Annotated in this window: 21 protein-coding genes; 13 read left to right on the plus strand and 8 right to left on the minus strand. The window is 72.0% G+C overall.

The features are described from left to right. Nucleotides 1-194 precede the first annotated feature (194 nt). Nucleotides 195-2,078, plus strand: coding sequence for a glutamine--fructose-6-phosphate transaminase (isomerizing) (gene glmS, locus ACQP2Y_RS04820; protein ID WP_433724926.1), 1,884 nt, complete (start codon nt 195-197; stop codon nt 2,076-2,078). On the opposite strand, the gene ACQP2Y_RS04825 is transcribed toward glmS, so the two are convergent. Together ACQP2Y_RS04825 and ACQP2Y_RS04830 are read right to left on the minus strand one after the other, a co-directional pair. Continuing rightward, on the minus strand, nt 2,065-3,543 hold the full coding sequence (locus tag ACQP2Y_RS04825) for an alpha/beta hydrolase (protein WP_433724928.1): 1,479 nt from the start codon (nt 3,541-3,543) through the stop codon (nt 2,065-2,067). The two genes, glmS and ACQP2Y_RS04825, sit on opposite strands and share 14 nt — an antisense overlap. Beyond that, complete coding sequence (locus ACQP2Y_RS04830) at nt 3,540-3,818, minus strand: hypothetical protein (RefSeq protein ID WP_433724930.1); 279 nt, start codon at nt 3,816-3,818, stop codon at nt 3,540-3,542. Before ACQP2Y_RS04830 ends, ACQP2Y_RS04825 begins: the two co-directional genes overlap by 4 nt. A gap of 161 nt (nt 3,819-3,979) precedes the next feature. On the opposite strand from ACQP2Y_RS04830, the gene ACQP2Y_RS04835 reads away from it, so the two are divergent. From ACQP2Y_RS04835 to ACQP2Y_RS04890, 12 genes are all read left to right on the plus strand, one after another. Further along, nucleotides 3,980-4,348 carry a holo-ACP synthase gene (locus tag ACQP2Y_RS04835; RefSeq protein ID WP_360834870.1) on the plus strand — a complete coding sequence of 123 codons (369 nt, stop codon included), beginning with the start codon at nt 3,980-3,982 and terminating at the stop codon, nt 4,346-4,348. A gap of 19 nt (nt 4,349-4,367) precedes the next feature. Continuing rightward, nucleotides 4,368-5,816, plus strand: a complete 1,449-nt coding sequence (locus ACQP2Y_RS04840; protein WP_433724932.1) for an NAD(P)H-hydrate dehydratase — start codon at nt 4,368-4,370, stop codon at nt 5,814-5,816. A gap of 37 nt (nt 5,817-5,853) precedes the next feature. Beyond that, on the plus strand, nt 5,854-7,005 hold the full coding sequence (gene alr / locus ACQP2Y_RS04845) for an alanine racemase (protein ID WP_433724934.1): 1,152 nt from the start codon (nt 5,854-5,856) through the stop codon (nt 7,003-7,005). Continuing rightward, nucleotides 7,002-8,108: an alpha/beta fold hydrolase gene (locus ACQP2Y_RS04850; RefSeq protein WP_433724936.1), complete on the plus strand. Its 1,107-nt coding sequence runs from the start codon at nt 7,002-7,004 to the stop codon at nt 8,106-8,108. Before alr ends, ACQP2Y_RS04850 begins: the two co-directional genes overlap by 4 nt. Next, the gene (gene tsaE, locus ACQP2Y_RS04855; RefSeq protein ID WP_433724938.1) at nt 8,105-8,596 is read left to right on the plus strand and encodes a tRNA (adenosine(37)-N6)-threonylcarbamoyltransferase complex ATPase subunit type 1 TsaE; all 492 of its coding nucleotides are present in this window, start codon (nt 8,105-8,107) and stop codon (nt 8,594-8,596) included. Before ACQP2Y_RS04850 ends, tsaE begins: the two co-directional genes overlap by 4 nt. A gap of 11 nt (nt 8,597-8,607) precedes the next feature. Next, entirely contained in the window at nt 8,608-9,270 is a 663-nt protein-coding gene (gene ung / locus ACQP2Y_RS04860; protein WP_433731758.1) for a uracil-DNA glycosylase, read from the plus strand. Nucleotides 9,271-9,519: 249 nt separating this feature from the next. After that, on the plus strand, nt 9,520-10,176 hold the full coding sequence (gene tsaB, locus ACQP2Y_RS04865; protein ID WP_433724940.1) for a tRNA (adenosine(37)-N6)-threonylcarbamoyltransferase complex dimerization subunit type 1 TsaB: 657 nt from the start codon (nt 9,520-9,522) through the stop codon (nt 10,174-10,176). Beyond that, nucleotides 10,176-10,604 (plus strand): ribosomal protein S18-alanine N-acetyltransferase, encoded by a 429-nt coding sequence (gene rimI, locus ACQP2Y_RS04870; RefSeq protein WP_433724942.1) that lies wholly within the window; start codon nt 10,176-10,178, stop codon nt 10,602-10,604. Before tsaB ends, rimI begins: the two co-directional genes overlap by 1 nt. Next, nucleotides 10,597-11,649, plus strand: a complete 1,053-nt coding sequence (gene tsaD, locus ACQP2Y_RS04875) for a tRNA (adenosine(37)-N6)-threonylcarbamoyltransferase complex transferase subunit TsaD (protein ID WP_433724944.1) — start codon at nt 10,597-10,599, stop codon at nt 11,647-11,649. The genes rimI and tsaD overlap by 8 nt, the downstream gene beginning before the upstream one ends. 8 nt (nt 11,650-11,657) lie before the next feature. Further along, nucleotides 11,658-11,912 carry a hypothetical protein gene (locus tag ACQP2Y_RS04880; protein WP_360830909.1) on the plus strand — a complete coding sequence of 85 codons (255 nt, stop codon included), beginning with the start codon at nt 11,658-11,660 and terminating at the stop codon, nt 11,910-11,912. A gap of 43 nt (nt 11,913-11,955) precedes the next feature. Then, nucleotides 11,956-13,653: an ABC transporter ATP-binding protein gene (locus tag ACQP2Y_RS04885; protein ID WP_433724947.1), complete on the plus strand. Its 1,698-nt coding sequence runs from the start codon at nt 11,956-11,958 to the stop codon at nt 13,651-13,653. Next, a complete protein-coding gene (locus ACQP2Y_RS04890; protein ID WP_433724949.1) occupies nt 13,650-15,434 on the plus strand; it encodes an ABC transporter ATP-binding protein in 1,785 nt (594 codons plus the stop codon). The genes ACQP2Y_RS04885 and ACQP2Y_RS04890 overlap by 4 nt, the downstream gene beginning before the upstream one ends. A 24-nt stretch (nt 15,435-15,458) precedes the next feature. On the opposite strand, the gene ACQP2Y_RS04895 is transcribed toward ACQP2Y_RS04890, so the two are convergent. From ACQP2Y_RS04895 to ACQP2Y_RS04920, 6 genes are all read right to left on the minus strand, one after another. After that, a complete protein-coding gene (locus ACQP2Y_RS04895; protein WP_433724951.1) occupies nt 15,459-16,634 on the minus strand; it encodes an ROK family transcriptional regulator in 1,176 nt (391 codons plus the stop codon). A gap of 38 nt (nt 16,635-16,672) precedes the next feature. Continuing rightward, a complete protein-coding gene (locus tag ACQP2Y_RS04900; protein ID WP_433724953.1) occupies nt 16,673-17,929 on the minus strand; it encodes a sugar ABC transporter permease in 1,257 nt (418 codons plus the stop codon). After that, entirely contained in the window at nt 17,926-18,741 is an 816-nt protein-coding gene (locus tag ACQP2Y_RS04905; protein ID WP_433731760.1) for an ATP-binding cassette domain-containing protein, read from the minus strand. The genes ACQP2Y_RS04900 and ACQP2Y_RS04905 overlap by 4 nt, the downstream gene beginning before the upstream one ends. Before the next feature lie 79 nt (nt 18,742-18,820). Then, nucleotides 18,821-19,918, minus strand: a complete 1,098-nt coding sequence (locus ACQP2Y_RS04910) for a sugar ABC transporter substrate-binding protein (protein WP_360556056.1) — start codon at nt 19,916-19,918, stop codon at nt 18,821-18,823. Nucleotides 19,919-20,056: 138 nt separating this feature from the next. Then, nucleotides 20,057-20,539, minus strand: coding sequence for a Cys-tRNA(Pro) deacylase (gene ybaK, locus ACQP2Y_RS04915; protein WP_433724956.1), 483 nt, complete (start codon nt 20,537-20,539; stop codon nt 20,057-20,059). Nucleotides 20,540-20,550: 11 nt separating this feature from the next. Then, nucleotides 20,551-21,717 carry a class I SAM-dependent methyltransferase gene (locus ACQP2Y_RS04920; protein WP_433724958.1) on the minus strand — a complete coding sequence of 389 codons (1,167 nt, stop codon included), beginning with the start codon at nt 21,715-21,717 and terminating at the stop codon, nt 20,551-20,553. Nucleotides 21,718-21,876: the final 159 nt, after the last annotated feature.

Consider the following 21,876-nt stretch of genomic DNA (forward strand, 5'->3'; position numbering starts at 1 on the left):
TCTCCAGAGCAGGCGTCCGCCCGACGGTACGCCCTCGACGCCAGGATCGGATCACCCGGTCGTGTCAGCCGTACGCCTGACCTGGCCAAGGGTTCGGGCGCGACCGGCCGAACGGCTCTTTCGATCACGTCCGATGCGCGAAAGTATGGTTCTTGCGCAGCGGCCGTGAGCGGAAGTCCGCTACGCTGCCCCCCATGTGTGGGATCGTGGGTTACGTCGGCAGTCGGCCGGCTCTGCAAATCGTCCTCGACGGGCTCCGCCGGCTGGAGTACCGCGGTTATGACTCCGCCGGCATCGCCGTCATCGACGACTCGGTCATCCTGACCGAGAAGAAGGCCGGCAAGCTGGCAAATCTGGAAAAGGCGCTGGTCGAGCGCGCCGGTGACGGCATCTCGGTCGGCTCGACGGCGATCGGGCACACCCGCTGGGCCACCCACGGTGGCCCCACCGACCGCAACGCCCACCCGCACCTGTCGGCCGACGGCCGGGTCGCGGTGATCCACAACGGCATCATCGAGAACTTCGCCCGCCTGCGGGCCGAGCTCGAGGCGACCGGCGTCGAGTTCGTCAGCGACACCGACACCGAGTGCGCCGCGCACATGCTCGCCGCCGAGATGCGGGCCCTGCGCGCCGCCGGTTCCGAGGAGGGCCCGCAGCTGCTCGCCGAGGGCATGCGCCGCGTCGTACGCCGGCTCGAGGGTGCCTTCACCCTGCTCGCGATGGACGTCGACGTGCCCGACGCGGTCGTCGCCGCCCGGCGCAACTCGCCGCTGGTCGTCGGCCGCGGCGACGGGGAGAACTTCCTCGCCAGCGACGTGTCCGCGTTCATCGAGCACACCCGCGAGGCCGTGGAGCTGGGCCAGGACCAGGTCGTGCTGATCACGCCGGCCGGCATCGAGATCACCGACTTCGCCGGTGCCCCCGCGACCGGCAAGGAGTTCCACATCGACTGGGACGCCTCCGCCGCGGAGAAGGGCGGCTACGACTACTTCATGCTCAAGGAGATCGCCGAGCAGCCTCAGGCGATCGCGGACACCCTGCTCGGCCGGCTCTCCGAGCGCGGCGAGATCGTCCTGGACGAGGTCCGCCTCACCGACCAGGACCTGCGCGACGTGGACAAGGTCTTCGTCATCGCCTGTGGCACGTCGTACCACGCGGGCATGGTCGCCAAGTACGCCATCGAGCACTGGACCCGGCTGCCCTGCGAGGTCGAGCTGGCCAGTGAGTTCCGCTACCGCGACCCGATCCTGGACCGCTCCACGCTGGTGATCGTGATCAGCCAGTCGGGCGAGACGATGGACACGCTGATGGCGCTGCGCCACGCGAAGGAGCAGAAGGCCCGGGTGCTGGCCATCTGCAACACCAACGGCTCGACGATCCCCCGTGAGTCCGACGCGGTCCTCTACACCCACGGCGGCCCCGAGATCGCCGTCGCCTCCACCAAGGCGTTCCTGACCCAGCTGGTCGCCTGCTACCTGATCGGGCTGCACCTGGCCCAGGTCCGCGGCGTGATGTACGCCGACGAGGTAGCGGCCGTCGTCTCCCGGTTGCGCCGTACCCCGGACAATCTGCGGGAGCTGCTCGCCGACATGGAGGATGTGCGGGCGCTGGCCCGTGAGCTCAAGGCGGCTCCGACGATCCTGTTCATCGGCCGGCACGTGGGCTTCCCGGTCGCCCTGGAGGGCGCGCTGAAGCTCAAGGAGCTGGCGTACATGCACGCCGAGGGCTTCGCCGCCGGTGAGCTGAAGCACGGCCCGATCTCGCTGATCGACGACGGCACCCCGGTGGTGTGCGTGGTGCCGTCGCCGGCCGGCCGTGGCGTGCTGCGGGACAAGGTCGTCTCCAACATCCAGGAGGTACGCGCCCGCGGTGCCCGCACCATCGTCATCGCCGAGGAGGGCGACGACGCGGTGGCTGCCTACGCCGACCACCTCATCACCGTGCCGCGTACGCCAACCCTGCTGGCCCCGCTCATGACCACCGTGCCGTTGCAGATCCTCGCCTGCGAGATCGCCGCGGCCCGGGGTCACGACGTCGACCAGCCGCGCAACCTGGCCAAGTCCGTCACCGTGGAATGACATCGCCCTGCCCCACCGCGATGCCCGCGAGCGCGTCGAGCGCCGCGCTGCCGGGCTCCCAGTAGCCGAGGTGCCCGGCGTCCGGCTCGCTCGCGAACACGCGGGCGCCGAACGCCGGGTCACTCGGATTGGTGCCGAAGTAGAGGTCGTTCTCCGGCCGGGTGAAGGCCAGCAAGGCGCCACCCGGCACGGCTTGGCTGAGGGCCAGGTCCTCGACCAGGCTCCGCGGGGAGACGGCCGCCCACTGGATGACGTCGGAGTGCGAGGTCGAGGACCACACCCGGTCCGCCGGCACTCCCAGCTCAGCCGCGGAGTCCACGCCGACGCCGGGTGAGCCGACGAAGACGACGTCGTCGGTGGCCAGACCGGGCTGCGCTGCCGCGGTGCCCACGACCAGCGATCCGTAGCTGTGCCCGAGCAGGGTCTGGTGCGCCGGTGCGCCCAGGTGAGTGGCCCGCAACCCGTCCTGGAACCGCCGTAGCCCGGTGGCCCCGTCGGTGGCCTGGGAGCGGCTCGCGGCCTCGTGCACGAAGTCCGGAGCGTCGTAGCCCAGCCACATGACGGTGCTGGTGGCCTGCTGCGGGGCCAGTTCGGTCGCTCGGGTGGCGATCCGCTCGGCGCGGGCCAGCTCACCGCCGTACGAGGCGAGGTCGGCGGTCATGCCGGGCACCTGGGTCAGCACGTGCGCGGCCCGGTCCGGGTCGCCCAGCGCGACCACAGCCCGGCCCTCGCCCGCCGCATCGATCTGCAGGAGGTACGCCCGCGGCCCGTCCCCGTCGGCGAGCCGGTTCCGTAGCGCGTCGAGTCCGGGGAGCCGGGCCGGTAGCTCGTCCAGAGTCAGCCTGTTCGCCAGGTCCCGCACGCCGGCCGGAACGCCGTCCAGCGGACCCAGTCGGCCCGGCTCGGTGGCGAGCAGCCAACGGCGCTGCGCCGGAGTGAGCGCCTCCCACCACTGCCGCACCTGGGCCGGCGTGGCAGTGCAGGACGGCGGATCACCCGTCGGCGGGCTTGCTGTCCCGCCGGTGTCCAGCTCACTGAGCCTGCTCGTGGCAGCGCTGTCTGCCTCCGTGGCGATGGTCAACGCCGCTGTGATGGTCGCCGCAGTGTCGCGTACGGCTGCTGCTGGATGACCGCTCACCGTGCCGTTGTCGGCGACCGTGACGCCCGCCGGGGTGCCGCCCAGCATCGACCTGCTCCTGGTCAGAGCCGTGGCGAACTCGCTCAGCGCCTGGTCGGCGATCCAGCAGCCCAGCCGGAAGAGGTTGAGCCGGCGGATCAACGTGGCGAGGTGCGCCGTGGCGGCGTCGGCGGCCGAGCCGGTCCAGATCGTGCGGAGGCGGGTGGCGTGGGCGCGCAGCTCGGCGGCCCAGCGCCCGGCCGTCGCGGCCCACGCCCGCCACGCGGTGGCTGTGTCACGCCAGCGGCCGGGATCGGTGGCCCGCAGCAGGGGATAGGTCACAGTCATCGGACGGCTCGGAGTCGTGCCGCGCCGCGGTCGTCCGCGTCGTCGTAGTCGTCCGCTGCTGCGGCTGCCTGCCGGGCCGCCGCCGAGATGTCGTCCGCGAGCGCCCGGAGCTGCACCTGGGCGGCGTCGGCGGCGGCCGACGCGGCCTCGGTGGTGGACCAGGGCGGCCCGCTCGGCGGTGGGGGCGGATCAGTGCTGATCCGTGCGGCTGTCGCGGACAGCGCCCGGGCCCAGGCGCGGACCGCGGCGGCATCAACTTCGAGCTCGGACGTCATCGGCAACCTCCAGATCGCAACGGGTACGGCCGACGACGTTAGGGGAGTTCAGCCCCTCGGATTTCGGCCCTGTGGACAAGCCGCGGCGGGCGTACGCCGGTTGTCCACAGGCCTGGCGCACGACCGGCCGCCGGGGATCGTGGGCCGCTAGGGTTGCTCGTGTGATCGTGTCTGTGGGGATCGACGTCGTGCTGGTGGACCGGTTCGCCAAGGCGCTGGAGCGCACGCCGCTGCTCGCCGACCGGCTCTTCACCGACTCGGAGCGCATGACGTCCTCCGGCAACCCGCGGTCGCCCGAGTCGCTGGCTGCGCGGTTCGCGGCCAAGGAGGCCGTCGCCAAAGCGCTCGGCGCACCCGCCGGGTTGCGCTGGCACGACTGTGAAGTGGTCACCGATCCGGACGGACGGCCCTGGCTGACCGTCTCCGGTACGGTCGCGGCGGTGGCGGCCGAACGGGGCGTCAGCCGCTGGCACCTGTCGCTGTCGCACGACGGCGGCATCGCTTCCGCGATGGTCGTCGCGGAGGCCTGAGTTACCTGGGGGTTGGAGCATGCGGCAGGCGTGGCGCGTGGCGGACGTCCGCGCGGCGGAGAAAGCACTGATGGCGACCTTGCCGTCGGGCACGCTCATGCAGCGCGCGGCGGCCGGTCTGGCCCGCCGGTGTGCCCTGCTGCTGCAGGAGTCCGGCGGTGTCTACGGCGCCACGGTGCTGCTGCTGGTCGGCAGCGGCGACAACGGCGGTGACACGCTCTACGCGGGTGCCACGCTCGCCGCGCGGGGTGCGGGTGTCCGAGCCGTGCTGCTGCGGCCCGACCGGGTGCACCTCGCCGGCCTCGCCGCCCTGCGCCGGGCGGGTGGCGTCACAGTCACGGACCTGCCCGCCAAGGTTGACCTGGTGGTTGATGGCATCGTCGGCATCGGGGCCAGTGGCGGTCTGCGGCCGGAGGCGACCGCGCTGGTCGAGCGCCTGCCCAAGCTCCGCGGCCGGGACGGGGTGCGACCGCCGGTCGTCGCCGTGGACGTGCCCAGCGGGGTCGCGGTCGACACCGGTGACGTGCCGGGTGAAGCCGTGCACGCCGACGTCACCGTCACTTTCGGCTGCCTGAAGCCCGCGCACGTCGTCGGTCCGGCCGCGACCCTGGCGGGTCAGGTCGAGCTGGTCGACATCGGCCTGGGTGCGACGCTGCACGCCGATCCGGCGGTACGGGTGCCCGACGCCGCCGACATCGCCGCCTGGTGGCCCAAACCGAACGAGGCCTCGGACAAGTACAGCCGGGGTGTCGTTGGGGTGGCCACCGGCTCCGCGACGTACCCGGGTGCTGCTGTGCTGTCCGTCACCGGTGCCCTCGCCGGCCCGACCGGCATGGTGCGTTACGCGGGCAGCGCCGACCGGGAGGTCCTGCGCCAGCATCCGTCCGTGGTGGCCGCTAAACGCGTGGCCGAGGCGGGCCGGGTGCAGGCGTGGGTCTGCGGATCCGGCCTCGGCACCGACGACGCAGCCCGCACAGAGCTGCGCAGTGTGCTCGCCACCTCCCTGCCGGTCCTGCTGGACGCCGACGCGCTGACCCTGCTCGTCGACGGCCAGCACGCGGCTGACCTGCGCCGGGACGCGCCGCTTGTGCTCACTCCGCACGACGGCGAGTTCGCCAGGCTGGCCGGCGAGCGCCCGGGCGCCGACCGGATCGCCGCAGCCTGCCGGCTGGCGTCCTGGACGAACGCCGTGGTGCTGCTCAAGGGCGACCGGACGATCGTGGCGACGCCCGCCGGTGAGGCTTGGGCCAACCCGACGGGCACGGCGGCGCTGGCCACCGCCGGCAGCGGAGACGTGCTCGCCGGCCTGCTCGGCTCGCTGCTCGCCGCCGGTCTGCCCGCGGAACGAGCGGCGATCATGGCGGCGTACGTGCACGGGCTGGCCGGGCGCCGGGCCGAGCGTGAGGGCCCGGTGACGTCGGAGGATGTGGCCGCGGCGCTGCGGCCGGTCCTGGCGGACCTCCTGTGACACGGGTTTTGTCGTACCGCTCAGTAGGCTGGTGAACATGTGGCAGGCCGAGGTCCGGGTTGATCTGGACGCTATCCGGGACAACGTCGCGACGCTGCGCGCCGGCACCACCGCCGAGGTGATGGCTGTGGTCAAAGCCGACGGCTACGGGCACGGGATGCTGCCGGTGGCCCGGGCCGCGCTGGCCGGCGGGGCGACCTGGCTGGGCGTCGCCACCCTGGACGAGGCGTTGACGCTGCGCCGGGCCGGGCTGACCGTGCCGGTGCTGGCCTGGCTGCTCGCTCCCGGGTTGCCGCTGCACGACGGCGTTTCGGCTGATGTCGACCTCAACGCGGGCAGTCTGGCGCAGCTCGGCGAGCTGGTCACGGCGGCCCGGCGGGCGCAGCGACCGGCCCGGGTGCACCTCAAGCTCGACACCGGGCTCGCGCGCGGCGGTGCCACCCCGGCTGAGTGGCCCGCTCTGCTGGAGGCGGCAGCAAAAGCACAGGCCGACGGCGAGGTGGAGATCGTCGGCGTCTGGAGCCACTTCGTGTACGCGGACGCTCCCGGCCACGAGACCGTTGATCATCAGCTCGCTGTGTTCGCCGAGGGCCTCGCGACCGCGGAGCAGTACGGCATCGAGCCCCGATACCGGCACATCGCCAATTCGGCGGCCACGCTGACCCGGCCCGACGCTCACTACGACCTGGTCCGGCCGGGGGTGGCGATCTATGGGCTGTCGCCGTTGCCGCCTGAGCACGAGACGGGACTGCGTCCGGCGATGACTGCTCGGGCCCGGGTCACGCTGACCAAGCGTGTGCCGGCGGGGCAGGGTGTCTCGTACGGGCACGCGTACCACACGTCGAAGGAGACGACGCTGGCTCTGGTGCCGCTCGGTTACGGCGACGGGGTGCCTCGGCATGCGTCCAATGTGGGGCCGGTTTCGCTGGGTGGGCGTGTTCGTACGATCGCCGGCCGGGTGTGCATGGACCAGATCATCTTGGACTGTGGGGATGATCCGGTGGCGGCGGGTGACGTGGCGGTCCTGTTCGGGCCGGGTGATGACGGCACGCCTACGGCCACCGACTGGGCCGAGGCGATCGGCACGATCAACTATGAGATCGTGACCCGCTTCGGCGGCACGCGCGTTCCTCGTGTCTACGACGGCACCGCCGGCCTCCCGACCAGCGACCCAGGGGAGGGTGCGTGAGTCCCGCAAAGCCGTCCGCGAAACCGGCCGGGAAGGTCGATCCGCGACGACGCGCCAAGCAGGTCGGGATCGTCGGCGCTGCCATCGGTCTCGCCGCGGCCGGTCTCGCCACCGCCTTCGCCATCGAGCGCGCCCTCGTGCGCAAGTCGCTGAACGCCCCCGGCGACCCACACTCCGAGGAGGAGTTCGGCGACCAGCCGTTCGACCGCGAGCTCACCGTCACCGCCGCCGACGGCACCGAACTGCACGTCGAGATCGTCGAAGCCAAGGTCGCCGGAGCCAAGCCCACTGTCGTCTTCGTGCACGGCTTCGCGCTCGACATGGGCACCTTCTACTTCCAGCGGCAGGCGCTGACCGAGCTGGGCGAGAACAGGCTCGTCTTCTACGACCAGCCCGGGCACGGCAGGTCCAGCCGGCTGCAGTCCGGGGACTACGACATCGCCGCGCTGGGCAAGTCGCTCGCCGCCGTGCTCGACGAGACCGTGCCGGACGGGCACATCATCCTGGTCGGGCACTCGATGGGCGGCATGACGATCATGGCGTTCGCCGAGCAGTATCCGGAGTGGTTCGGTGAGCGGGTCACCGGTGTCGTCCTGATGTCCACTTCGGCCGGCCTGATCGACAAGAGCAAGCTCGGCATTCCGTCGCTGGTCGCGCGGGCCAGTGCCCCGTTCTTCCCGATCTGGGGCGGGGCCGCCCGCATCGGCGGCGGCGCCATCGACAAGGCCCGGATCGCGGTCGGTGACCTGGCCTGGCTGCTCACCCGCCGGTACGGCTTCGGCGACGCCCGGCCCAGCCCGTCGCTGGTGACCTTCGTGGAGCAGATGAACTCGAAGACCTCCGTCGAGACCCTCACCAAATATCTGAACACGCTCTACTCGCACAACCGCTTCCCGGCGCTGTCCGCGTTGCGGGGCGTGCCGGTGCTGGTGCTGGTGGGCACCAAGGACTATCTGACCCCGGTGGCGCACTCGGAGGAGATCCTGCGGCGGCTGCCCGAGGCGACGCTCGTGAAGATCGACAACAGCGGACACGTCGTCATGCTGGAGAAGGCCGCCGAGGTCAACGCCGCGCTGATCCCCTTCCTGGAGAAGATCTCGTGAGCGCGGAGGCATGGTCCGGACTCAGGCTGGCCACAGTGGACGACACCCAGGCCTTCGGTCGCCGTCTCGCCGCTGTGCTGCGCCCCGGGGATCTGCTGCTGCTCACCGGCCCCCTCGGTGCCGGCAAGACCGCGTTGGTGCAGGGCATCGGCGCGGGGCTCGGCGTGCAAGGAGCCATCACCTCGCCGACGTTTGTCATCGCCCGGGTGCACCGTCCCGATCCTGCGCAGGGCGGTGCGGTTCCGCTGGTGCATGCGGACGCGTACAGGCTGGGTGACGCGGCCGATCCGCGCGCCGAGATCGACGACCTCGACCTGGACGCGTCGGCGGACGACGCCGTCACCGTGGTCGAGTGGGGCGCCGGCCTGGTGGAGCAGCTCAACGACGAATACCTGGCCGTTCGGATCGACCGGCTCGACGACGACACCCGGGTCATCGACCTCGTCCCCCACGGCGGCGACTGGGCCGCCCGACTGGAGAAGATGTGAACCTGCCCGACATGCTCCCGCCCGCCTGGCGTACGGAGCTCCGGCCGTTCCTCGACGAAACGGCCACGGCAGCCCTCAGTGCCTACGTCGGCGAGCAGTACGCGACCAACACCGTGTACCCGCCCGTCGAGGACCTGTTCGCGGCCTACCGGCTGTGCCCGCCCGAGCAGGCCAAGGTGCTGATCCTCGGACAGGACCCCTATCACGGGCCGGGGCAGGCGCACGGCCTCAGCTTCAGCGTCCGGGAAGGGGTGCGGATCCCGCCGTCGCTGCGCAACGTCTTCAAGGAACTGGCCGAGGACGTCGCCGTCCCGCCGGCGACCAGCGGCGACCTCACCGGCTGGGCGCGGCAGGGGGTGCTGTTGCTCAACGCGGTCCTGACCGTACGCGCGGGAGCGGCGGCTTCCCACGCGAACAAGGGCTGGGAAGCGTTCACCGACGCGACGATCCAGGCGCTGAACGCCCGCGACGAGCGGGTGGTGTTCCTGCTCTGGGGCAGCTACGCCCGCAAGAAGGCGGCGCTGGTCAGCAACCCCGCGCACGTGGTGCTGGAGGCAGGCCACCCGAGCCCGCTGAACCCGAAGGGCTTCCGCGGCTCCCGCCCCTTCAGCGCGGCGAACAAGGCCCTGGCCGACGCGGGCCGGCCCCTCGTCGACTGGGACCCCCGAGCCTGACCCGGCCACGAGACCCGAACGGGTCCGGGGCCGAACTCCGGCGCCGTGATCGCCTGGACGGACCCGGACAGGTCGTGCGGTGCGCGGCCATACCCGGGCGGAACCCGACGGGCCGAGCCCGACCGGCCGGCCAACGGGACGGGGCAGGGCGGAGACAGCCGGGCCGAGCCGGAGTCCGCCGGGCGGCAGCCGGGCGGCAGCCTCGCGCCCGGCTCCGCCGAGGCGCTCCCAGCCGGTTAGGGTTCTCAGGTGCTCGTTCTCGCTCTGGACACCTCCACTCCCGCGGTCACCGCCGCTCTCGGGGAGGTCTCCGACAGTGGCATGAAGGGGATCGCCGAGCGCCGCACAGTCGATCCCCGGGCCCACGGTGAGCGCCTCGCCCCCCAGATCCAGCTGGTCCTCGACGACGCCGGAGTGCGGCCCCGTGACCTCGCCGCCATCGTCGCCGGTGTCGGCCCCGGCCCGTTCACCGGCCTGCGGGTGGGGTTGGCGACCGCCGCCGCCATGGGGCAGGCGCTGGGCATCCCCACGTACGGGATCTGCTCGCTTGATGCTCTCGGCCGGGCCGCCGGTCCGGGCCGGGTCCTGGTCGCCACCGACGCCCGCCGCCGGGAGGTGTATTTCGCCACCTATGCCGACGGCGTCCGGGTCACCGACCCCGATGTTGCCAAGCCCGCCGATGTCCTGGTCGCCGCTGATCGGGCGGTCGGTGAGGGCGCTCTCAAGTACAGCGAGGTCTTCGGCATCCCGATCGACGACCGGCTTCTTTTTCCCTCCGGGGAGGCGCTTATCGCGCTGGCCGCGGAGCAGGTCAGGCAGGGGGCGCCGGGGGATCCACTCACCCCTCTTTATCTTCGCCGGCCGGATGCTGTCGAGCCCACCGCGCGCAAGGCTGTGCTGCCCTGATGCGTCTCACCCGGTTCCGGTGGTGGCACATCGCCGAGGTGCTGCCCATCGAGGAGGACCTGTTCGGCGCCGAGAAGTGGTCGGCTGCCATGTTCTGGAACGAGCTTGCGCAGCGGCATTTCTACCTGGTCGCCGAGGAGGACGAGAAGGTGGCCGGTTATGCCGGCCTCGCCATCGTCGACCAGCAGGAGTCCTGGGTGCAGAACATCGCCGTCGACCGGCGGGCCCAGCGTGGCGGTATCGGGCGGCAGTTGCTGGAGGCGCTGCTCGCCGAGGCCGGTCAGCGCAAGGTGCTGCTGGAGGTCGCCGTCGACAATGCGCCTGCTCAGCGGCTTTATGCCGGCTATGACTTCGAGCCCGTCGGTCTGCGGCGGGGCTACTACCAGCCCAGCAACACGGACGCCCTGGTGATGATGCGTAATGCCTGACGAGCCCCTAGTTCTCGGGATCGAGACCTCCTGCGACGAGACCGGGGTCGGCATCGTCCGCGGGCACACCCTGCTCGCCGATGCGCTCGCGTCCAGCGTCGAACAGCATGCCCGCTTCGGCGGGGTGGTGCCCGAGGTCGCCAGCCGCGCCCATCTCGAGGCGATGGTGCCGACCATGCAGCGGGCGCTCGACGACGCCGGGGTCACCCTGGCCGACATCGACGCGATCGCCGTGACCGCCGGGCCCGGTCTCGCGGGCGCCCTGCTCGTCGGGGTCGCCGCCGCCAAGGGGTACGCGCTGGCCGCCGACAAGCCCATCTACGGCGTCAACCACCTCGCGGCCCACGTCGCCGTCGACACCCTCGAGCACGGACCGCTGCCCGAGCCGGCCATCGCCATGCTCGTCTCCGGCGGCCACTCTTCGCTGCTGCTGGTCGACGATCTCACCGCCGGGGTCACGCCGCTCGGCGCTACCATCGACGACGCCGCGGGGGAGGCCTTCGACAAGGTTGCCCGGCTGCTCGGGATGGGTTTCCCCGGTGGCCCGGTGATCGACCGGACGGCCCGCGACGGCGACCCCGCCGCGATCGCCTTCCCGCGCGGCCTCACCTCGCCGAAGGACCAGCTCAAGCACCGGTTCGACTTCTCCTTCTCCGGGCTGAAGACCGCCGTGGCGCGCTGGGTCGAGGCCCGCGAGCGCAGCGGCGAGCCGGTGCCGGTCGCCGACGTCGCGGCCAGCTTCCAGGACGCCGTCTGTGACGTGCTGACCAGCAAAGCCCTGGACGCGTGCCGGCAGCACGGCGTCGAGACGTTGATCATCGGCGGCGGGGTCGCCGCCAACTCGCGGCTGCGGGCGCTCGCCGAGGAGCGCGCCGCGAAGCTCGGCATCCGGGTGCGGGTGCCGCGGCCCGGCCTGTGCACCGACAACGGCGCCATGGTCGCCGCGCTCGGCTCGCAGCTCGTCGCCGCCGGCGTCGCGCCCAGCCGGCTCGACCTGCCGGCCGATTCCGCCATGTCATTGACCTCGGTCACTGTGGCGGGGTAGGAATCAGCATGATTGCTCGCATGTGGGAGGTACGGGCCCTGGGCAGCGGCTTCGACGAGCTGCTCAGCTGGGTCTGCGACGTGGCCCTGCCGCAGGTCGAGGTCCTGCCGTCGCACGTGTCGAGCGAGGTCTACTCGTCGACCGACCACCGCATCGTGGTCATCTCCCGCTGGCGGCACACCCCGGCCGACCTGCCCGCGCCGCCGGCGCACCTGACCGCCCGCGCACCGCACGCCTGGGATTTCACGCCCGTCGATAGATAACGTGCTTCCCCGTGACGGCGCAGTTTCGTACCGTCAGGGGAGAATGCGCGAGCTGCCGCCTGCCGACCCCGGCATTCCCGACGACCGGTCCGCCACCCGCTACCTGGGCTGGCTCGCCCGGCGCGCCTGGCCATCCACCACCGGTGGCGCGGTCTTCGGCATCATCTGGATGACCTGCCAGGCCCTGGTCCCGGCGGTCATCGGCCGGGCCATCGACGCCGGGCTGACCCACCGGGACGGCGGCGCCCTGCTCACCTGGAGCCTGGTGCTGCTCGGTATCGGCGTGGTGCAGGCCGCCACCGGGGTGACCCGGCACCGGCTGGCCGTCTTCAGCTGGCTGGCCGGCGCGTACCGCACCGTCCAGGTGGCCGTCCGGCAATCGAACCGGCTCGGCTCGGCCCTGCCGCGCCGGCTGGAGGCGGGCGAGGTCGTCGCCATCGGTACGGCCGACATCAGCCACATCGGCGGGGCACTGGACATCACCGCCCGTGGGGCCGGCTCACTTGTCGCGGTCGTCACGGTGACGGTGATCCTGCTGTCCACCTCGCTGCCGCTGGGGCTGGTCGTGGTGCTCGGCGTGCCGCTGCTGATGGCGGTCGTCGGCCTGCTGATCCGGCCGTTGCACCACCGCCAGCAGGCGTACCGGGAGCAGCAGGGCCGGCTGACCGGCCGGGCCAGCGACCTGGTCGGCGGGCTGCGGGTGCTGCGCGGGGTGGGCGGCGAGCCGGTCATGTCCGGCCGCTACCGCGCCGAGTCGCAGCGGCTGCGGGCGGCGGGCCTGCGGGTGGCGACCGTGGAGGCGTTGCTGGAGGCGGCCCAGGTGCTGCTGCCCGGCATCTTCCTGGTGCTGGTGACCTGGCTGGGGGCCCGCTTCGCCCTCTCCGGGGAGATCACCATCGGGCAGCTGGTCTCCTTCTACGGGTACGCGGCCTTCCTCGTCGCGCCGCTGCGGCAGCTCACCGAGACGCTGGACAAGCTCGCCCGCGGGCACGTCTCCAGCCGCCGGGTGGTGCGGATGCTGCGGGCCCGCACGGACCTGCCCGACCCGGTCCGCCCGGCACCCGCGCCGGGCCCTGGCGAGCTGGTCGACAGCGTGTCCGGGGTGGTGGTGCGGCCGGGACTGGTCACCGCGATCGCCGCGGCCGTGCCCGCCGACGCCGTCGCCATCACCGATCGGCTCGGCCGCTACGTCGACAGTGCACCGGGTACGGCGGCGACGCTGGCCGGCGTACCGCTGAATGATCTTGATCTGGCGACCGTGCGCGAACGGATCCTGGTCGCCGACAACGAAGCCCGGCTGTTCTCCGGTCCGCTTCGCGAGGATCTGGATCCGAGCGGTACCGCGCTGCTGGCCGGCGCGCTGGCGGCGGCCGGCGCGGACGAGATCGTCGCCGCGCTGCCCGCCGGTCTGCGCACCGAGGTCGCCGAGCGGGGCCGCACCTTCTCCGGGGGCCAGCAGCAGCGGCTGCGGCTGGCCCGCGCGCTGATCGCCGACCCGGAGGTGCTCGTGCTGGTCGAACCGACCAGCGCGGTCGACGCGCACACCGAGGCCCGGATCGCCGACCGGCTCGGACCCGCCCGGCGCGGGCGCACCACGGTCGTCTGCTCGACCAGCCCGCTGGTGCTGGACCGCGCCGACGTCGTCCTGCACGTCGAGGACGGCCGGGTGGTCGCCGAGGGCACCCACCGGGAGCTGCTGGCCGGCCACCCCGGCTACGCGAGGACGGTGTTGCGGGAGTGAGCAACGCGCTGCCCGTGGCGGACACCCGCCAGGTCCGCCGGTACGCCCGCACCCTGTTCCGCCGGCACCCACGTCCCCTGCTGCTCGCCGTGTCACTGCACGCCGTCGCCGCGATCGCCGGACTGGCCGGGCCGCGGCTGCTCGGTGAGCTGGTCGAGTCGCTGCAGCACGGCGCCGGCGTCGGCACCGTCGACCGGATCGCGCTGACCATCGCCGGGTTCATCGTGGTGCAGGCGGTGCTGGTCCGGTTCGCGTACCTGGCCTCGGCCCGGCTCGGCGAGCAGGTGCTGGCCGAGCTTCGGGAGGAGTTCGTGGACCGGGTGCTGGCCGTGCCGCTGTCCACGGTGGAGCGGGCGGGGACCGGTGACCTGCTCACCCGTACGTCGCGGGACGTCGACGCGTTGTCGCGGTGCGTGCGGCTGGCGGTGCCGGAGACGATGATCGCGTCGCTCACCGCGGTGCTGGCCGTCGGCGCGCTGATCCTGGTGAGCCCGTTGCTGGCGCTGCCGCTGCTCATCGCCGTACCGGTGATCGGGCTGTCCGCCCGCTGGTACCTGCGCCGGGCCGGTCCCGGCTATCTGCGCCAGAATGCCGCGTATTCGCAGGTCACCGACGGTCTCGCGGAGACCGTCGAGGGGGCCCGGACGGTGGATGCGCTGCGCCGGCAGACCGACCGGATCCGACGTACGGATGCCGACCTGAGCCGCTCCTTCCGCACCGAGAAGTACACGCTGTTCCTGCGCACGGTCTGGTCGCCCATCGTGGAGATCGGCTACGTGCTGCCGGTGGTCGGCACGCTGCTCATCGGCGGCTGGTTCTACCTGCGGGGCTGGGTCAGCCTGGGCCAGGTCACCGCGTCCGTGCTCTACGCCCAGCTGCTGATCGACCCGCTCGACCGGTTCCTCGGCTGGCTGGACGAGCTCCAGGTCGGCGCCGCCTCGCTGGCCCGGCTGCTCGGTGTGTCCGAGACTCCCGGCGCGGCACCGCAGGAGGACGCGGTGCCGCGGGGCGCCCGGATCGTCGCCGACGACGTGCGGTTCTCCTACGTCGCCGGGCGGGAGGTGCTGCACGGCATCTCGCTGACGATCGAGCCGGGGGAGCGGCTGGCGATCGTCGGACCGTCCGGTGCCGGCAAGTCGACCCTGGGCCGGCTGCTCGCCGGTGTCTACGCGCCCGGCGCGGGCTCGATCACGGTCGGCGGCGTGCCGCTCGCCGGCCTGCCGCTGCACCGGCTGCGCACCGAGGTCGCGCTGGTCAGCCAGGAACACCACGTCTTCATGGGTACGCTGCGCGACAACGTCGCCATGGTCCGGCCCGGTTGCCGGCCGCACGAGGTCCGCGACGCGCTCGCCGCCGTGCACGCGCTGAGCTGGGCCGACGCCTTGCCGGCGGGGCTGGACACGGAGGTCGGCACCGGCGGGGTGACGCTGTCGGCGGCGCAGGAGCAGCAAGTGGCGCTGGCCCGGCTGGTCCTGGCCGACCCGCACACGCTGGTGCTGGACGAGGCGACGTCACTGCTGGACCCGCGGGCCGCCCGCGACCTGGAACGGTCCCTGGCCGCGGTGCTGCACGGCCGTACGGTGGTGGCGATCGCGCACCGGCTCTTCTCGGCCCACGACGCGGACCGGGTGGCGGTGGTGGAGGACGGCCGGATCACCGAGCTGGGCTCGCACGACGACCTGGTGGCGGCGGGTGGCTCCTACGCGGCGCTGTGGGCCTCGTGGCACGGCGCGCCGCCGGTCACCGCAGCGCCGGCGCCACCCCGAGCAGCACCAGGGTGATGACAGGGGCACTTCAACGTTGGCTCACAACAGTGGATCGGCCAGCAGACGCTCGAAGGCGAGTTCGGCCGCGCCGATCAGGGCCGCGTCCGTGCCCAGCTCAGGTGTGCGGAGCCGGACGTGCTCGCGGCAGGCGGGCAGCGCGACCTCGTTGAGGCGGCTGCGGATCTGGGCCGCGGCGACCAGGTAGACGTCGCGCAGCGTGCCGCCGAAGATCACCGCCTCCGGGTTGAAGATGTTGATCAGGTTGCCCACGCCGAGTCCGATCCAGTCACCGACGTGCCGGACCGCCTGCTGGGCCTCCCAGTCACCGCGCATCGCCGCGTCCACCACGTCCAGCACCGCCTCGCGGCCGCTCAGGTGACCGCGGCCGGCCAGCTCCAGCAGCGCGAACTCGCCGATCTCGGTCTCCCAGCAGCCCCGCGACCCGCAACTGCACGGCCGGCCCTTCGGGTTGACGACCATGTGGCCGACCTCGCCGCCGTAGCCGCCGTGGCCGGTGACGCGCCGGCCGCCCGCGATGATGCCGCCGCCGACGCCCACGTCGCCGTACAGGTAGATGACGTTGTCGCGGCCCGCCGCCGCGCCCCGGCTGTGCTCGACCAGCGCCGAGACGTCGGCGATGTTGCCGACGATCAAGGGGCCGACGTCCCCGATCTCCTCGCTGAGGGCCTCGCCGACCGGTTCCTCGACCCAGCCGATGGTCGGGGCCAGGCGGACCATGCCGTCGTCGCGGCGGACCATGCCGGCCACGGCCAGGCCGCCGCCCACGTAGCGGGCACCCTCGGGGACATCCATCCGCATCTCGTGGATGAAGCCGGCCAGCGGCTGGATCGCGTCGATGACCTGCATGCCGCGCGGACGGTCGGTCTCGCGCCGGTCCAGGATCTTGCCGCCCAGCCCGACCCGGGCGGCGCGCAGCCGGTCCACCTCGATGGCCAGCGCGTACGCGTACACCTGGGACGACTCGGGCCGGACGACCAGCGAAGGTCGTCCGGCCCGGCGGGTCTGTTGCGGCGGTCGCTCGGTGACCAGCCCGGCGGCGGCCAGCTCGGTGGTCAGCGCACCGATGGTGCTGCGGTTCAGGCCGAGCTTGGTGGTCAGCTCCGCCCGGGACGTAGCCCCGTGAATGTGGACGTATCGCAGCAACGTCCCGAGGTTGTGCCGGCGTACCTCCTCCTGGCTGGGGCCCGCTCGCATCAGGTGGCTGCCCCCTTACCCGTGACCGTGAGGCTCGCTCATCGGTTCCCGGTGGCTGCCGCTCTCCGCCGCGACAACGCGTCCACGCTGGCGGCCAGAAGCAGGATAAGACCTGTGACGACGAACTTGGTACCGGCGCTGTATCCCATCAGGCCCATGCCGTTGTCGATCACCGCGATGACGGCCCCGCCGATGACCGCGTCCAGCACCCGTCCCTTGCCGCCGAAGAGGCTGGTGCCGCCGATGACGGCCGCGCCGACCGCGTACAGCAGCACGTTGCTGCCACCGGAGTTCGGGTCGACCGAGTTGGCCCGGCTGGCCGCGATGATGCCGCCGATCGAGGCCATGAACGAGCCGATCACGAAGACCGAGATGCGGATCCGGTCGACCGGGATGCCGGCGCGCCGGGCCGCCTCGGTGTTGCCGCCCACGGCGTACACGTGCCGGCCGTAGGCGGTCCGGCCGAGCACGAAGGTCCAGACGATCAGGAAGACCGCGATGATCGGGGCCACGATCGGTACGCCCTTGACCGACCCGCTGATCAGCGGGTTGATGCTGCGCTCGGCGGTGAGCACCGCGACGGCGGCGAACAGGATGACCGCCAGCGCCACGATCCGGCCGAGCACGATGCCCACCGGGTCGGTGACCAGGCCCCGGACGGCGCGGCCGCGGAGCCGGGTGAACTGCAGGGCGGCGTACCCGGCCACGGCCAGGACGGCGAGCGCCCAGCTCACCACGACCGACATGTTCTTGTTGGCCAACGAGAGCACGAACGTCTCCCGGATGGAGATGTTCTTGCCGCCGCTGAGCAGCACCAGCAGGATGCCCTGGAAGGCCAGGAACGCCGCCAGCGTGACGACGAAGGACGGGATGCCGACCTTCGACACCAGGAAGCCCAGCACGAAGCCGATGGCCAGCCCGGTGACCAGGGCGACGAGGATCGCGGAGGCCCAGTGCCAGCCGTGGTTGGTCAGCAGGATGGCCATGACCGCGCCGCACACGCCGCTGGCGAAGCCGGCCGACAGGTCGATCTCGCCCAGCAGCAGCACGAAGACCAGGCCCATGGCGATGAAGATGACCGCCGCGCCCTGTGAAAACAGGTTGGCGAAGTTGACCGCGCTGAAGAACGTGGGGCGGGCGATGCCGAAGATCAGGCAGAGCACGATCAGGCCGAGGATGGCCGGCAGGCTGCCGATGTCGCCGCCGCGGACCCGGCCCCAGTAGTCGTGCAGGTGGCTGGCGACCGTGGGCTTGACGACCTTGACGCCGCCGGCCGTTGTGGTGGTGGTTGTCATCGGTCCGCGTCTCCTGCAGGCGTGATGTCGGCGAAGCCGGAGGCGGCCGGCTTCTCGGGCGGCAGGCCGAGGTTGCCGCTGCGTCCGGAGGTGATGAGTTCGACGATCTGGGAGTGGGTGACGTCGGTGGTTTTGACCTGGGCGGCGGTGCGGCCGAGGTAGAGGGCGGCGACGCGGTCGGAGACGGCGAAGACGTCGTTCATGTTGTGGGAGATGAGGACGACGCCGAGGCCGTTGTCGGCGAGGCGGCGGACGAGTTCGAGGACTTGTGCGGTTTGGGCGACGCCGAGGGCGGCGGTGGGTTCGTCGAGGATGACCACGCGGCTGTTCCAGAGGACGGCTTTGGCGATGGCGACGGTCTGGCGTTGGCCGCCGGAGAGGCTGGCGACGAGTTGGCGCAGGCTTTTGACGGTGCGTACGGAGAGGCTGGCGAGGGTGTCGCCGGCCATTTGTTCCATGGTGGGTTCGTCGAGGACGAGTCCGCGGACTTTTTCGCGGCCGAGGAACATGTTCTGGACGATGTCGAGGTTGTCGCAGAGGGCGAGGTCCTGGTAGACGACTTCGATGCCGAGGGCGGAGGCGTCGCGGGGGCTGTGGACGGCGACCTGGTTGCCGTCGAAGGTGACGGTGCCGGCGTCGATGGTGTAGATCCCGCTGACGCATTTGACCAGCGTGGACTTTCCGGCACCGTTGTCGCCGACGAGCGCGGTCACCTCCCCCGGATAGACACTCAGTCCGACATCGTGCAGGACCTGGACGGGACCGAAGCTCTTGTCGATCCCGCGCAGCTCCAGAAGAGGTGTCGCGGCCACGGGTGTTTCTCCTTCAGTCGATGCGGCGCCGCCCACGCCCGGTCGGGGCATGGACGGCGCCGTCGGGCCCGAGGTGGGGTCAGCTGACGCCGTTGTCCGTGCAGAGCTTGGCGAAGTCGCCGGTGCACAGCTGTTCCTTGGTGACGAAGCCGTCCGCGACGACGTCCTTCACGCTGTCCTTGAAGATCGACTTCGGGGGCAGCAGCACCGACGGCACGGCCGCCTTCGACTCCGGGTCGGTGATCGTCTGGGCGACGTCCTTCTTCTGCCCCTTGGCCAGCGAGATGGCGAGGTCGGCGGCCGCGTCGGCCTCCTGCTTGATGGCCTTGTAGACCGTCATGCACTGGTCGCCCGCGAGAATGTTCTGCAGGCCCTGCACCGTCGCGTCCTGACCGGTGACCGGCACCTTGCCGTTCAGCTTGTTCTTCTTCAGCACCGAGATGACCGCGTTGCCGAGGCCGTCGTTGGCCGCCAGCACGCCCTTGATGTCCTTCTTCTCGGTCAGCATCTGCTCGAAGATGGTGCCGGCCTGCGCGTTGTCCCAGTCGGGTACGGACTGGTCCGGGCCCTTCACGAAGTCACCCGAGTCGTACTTGGGCTTGAGGACCGAGTCGTAGCCCTCCTTGAACAGGGTGGCATTGTTGTCGGTCGGGGAGCCGTTGAGCTCGGCCACGAGCGGCTTGGTGGCCTTCATGTCGGTGAGACACTTGACCAGGCCCTCGCCCTGGAGCTTGCCGACCGCCACGTTGTCGAACGACACGTAGTAGTTCGCGCCGCCGTTGAGCGTCAGCCGGTCGTAGTCGATGGTCGCGATGCCGGCGGCCTTGGCCTTGTCCAGCACGGCCTTGCCGGTGCCGGAGTCCAGGTTGACGATCATCAGCACCTTGACGCCGCTGGAGATCATGCCGTCGGCGATCGTCTGGAACTGGCTCTTGTCGCCCTGCGCGTTCTGGATGTCCACCGCCACCCCGGCCGCGTCGAACGCCGCCTTCAGGAACTTGGGGTCGTCGGTGCCCCACCGCTGGGAGCTGGCAGTGTCCGGCAGGATGACGCCCACCTTGCCGACGGACGAGCCGCCGGTGCTGCCGGAGTCGCTGCCGCTGTCGTCACCACACGCAGCCATGCTGCCGGTGGCCAGCAGGCCAGCCGCGGCAAGGGCGAACATTCCCTTACGCATTCCTCGAGTCCCTTCGGGTCAATCCGGGCCGTGCTTCGAATTCCTGATGGTGACGCTAGGTCACTTGCAGGGTCCGATTTGCCGGATCTCAGGAGAAAGGTCCCTGACGAGTCGTAACGGTGTCGTAACGGGAGGGCGCTACGTCCGGATCTTCGCGGTGGTGGCGTCAGTGAGCCTGATCAGGTCGGCCGGCGCCAGGGACACCTGCAGGCCGCGGCGCCCGGCGGAGACGTACATCAGCTCCAGCCCGAGCGCCGAGTCGTCGATCACCGTGGCCAGGCGTTTGCGCTGGCCCAGCGGGCTGATCCCGCCGCGGACATAGCCGCTGCTGCGCTCGGCGGCCACCCGGTCGGCCAGGGCGGCCCGCTTGCCGCCGGCCGCGGCGGCCAGCGCCTTGAGATCAAGATCGCCGGTCACGGGTACGACGGCCACGGTCAGCGTGCCGTCGACCTCGGCGATCAAAGTCTTGAAGAGCGCGGCCGGGTCGACACCGAGGGCCGCGGCGACCAGGGCGCCGTAGTTGGGGGCGTCCGGCGAGACGTCGTACGGGTGCAGCTCGTGCGCCACCTTCTGCGCGGTGAGCAGCACGGTGGCCGGGGTCCCGGCAGCCTTCTTCGCCACGATCAAGCAGGCTAGCGGCAGAGCAGCACGGTCGGCGCCCCCGCCACCCGGGTCAGCACCAGCGACGCCCCCGCACTGCCGCTGAGCCGCAGGTCCTTGCGCAACTGCTCCGGCTCCAGCGCCGAACCGCGCTTGCGGATCTCCAACCGGCCGATGCCCCGGTCACGCAGCAGGGTCCGCAGCCGCTTCAGGGAGAACGGCAGCACGTCGGTGATCTCCAGCCGCCGGCCGAACACCGTGTCGGCGGGCGCGTCGGTGTACACGTACGCGATCTCCGGGTCGGCGATCCGGCCCCCGACCGCCGCGGCGAACTCGGCGACCAGGTGCGAGCGGACCACGGCCGGGTCCGGGTCGTACAGGAAGGCACCGACCGGCCCGACCGGCGCGGCCTCGACGCCCGAGCCGGTCAGCTCGGCCCCGCCGGGCAGCAGCACGGCCCGCCGGGCGCACTCCGCGAGGGGCCCGCACCAGAAGGCGGCCTCCACCAGGTCGCCGTCGACGCTCACCCACTCGCCCTCGGCGCCGGCCGGCAGCAACGCGTGGTCGATGCCGGGCGCCAGCTTCAGGACCGTGCGCGGCACCCGTTCGGGCAGCGTGGCGATGAAGTCCCAGGACGGCGACCAGGACCGCGGATCCATCACCCGGCCGCGACCGGCCCGGCGCCGCGCCGGATCGGCGAACACCGCGTCGAACTGCTCCACCGGCACGGTCGTGGCGTCCGCGCACTCCACGGTGACCAGGCCGGCGAGCCCGGCGGCCTCGGCGTTGGCGGCGGCCAGGGCGGCGGTGAGCGGGTCCGCGTCCACCGCATGCACCCGGATGCCCCGGCGGGCCGCGGCCAGCGCGTCCGAGCCCAGGCCGCAGCCCAGATCGGCCAGGCTGCGGACTCCGGCCGCCGCGAGCCGGGCGGCCCGCCGGTCGGCGACCACCGCCCGGGTCGCCTGCTCCAGCCCCGGGCGGGTGAAAAGCATCGTGGCGGCGGCCGCGCCGAACTTCGCCGAGCCGCGCCGGCGCAGGTCGGTCTGGGTGAGGGCGGCGGAGGCCAGCTCGGGGGAGACCCCGCGGGCGCGCAGGGCGGTGGCCGCGGCCAGCGGCTCGCCGCCGGCGACGTCGGCGGCGGCCGCCAGAGCGGCAGACCCTTGGGCGGTACGCAGGGCAGCGAGCAGTTCGAGGTCCACGGCGAGTCATTCTGCTAGGAGGTGACGTGCTGGCACTCTGGTTGACGGAGTGCTAGTTCCGGCATAATCTCCGATTAGCACTCTCAACCTGAGGGTGCCAGCGCGCGCCCCATCCGGGATGCGCGCCTGCACCAGGCGGACCGGCACCCGCGACGACGG

Origin of the sequence: Actinoplanes sp. CA-051413 (assembly GCF_050955795.1) — a bacterium.
Taxonomy (GTDB): domain Bacteria; phylum Actinomycetota; class Actinomycetes; order Mycobacteriales; family Micromonosporaceae; genus Actinoplanes.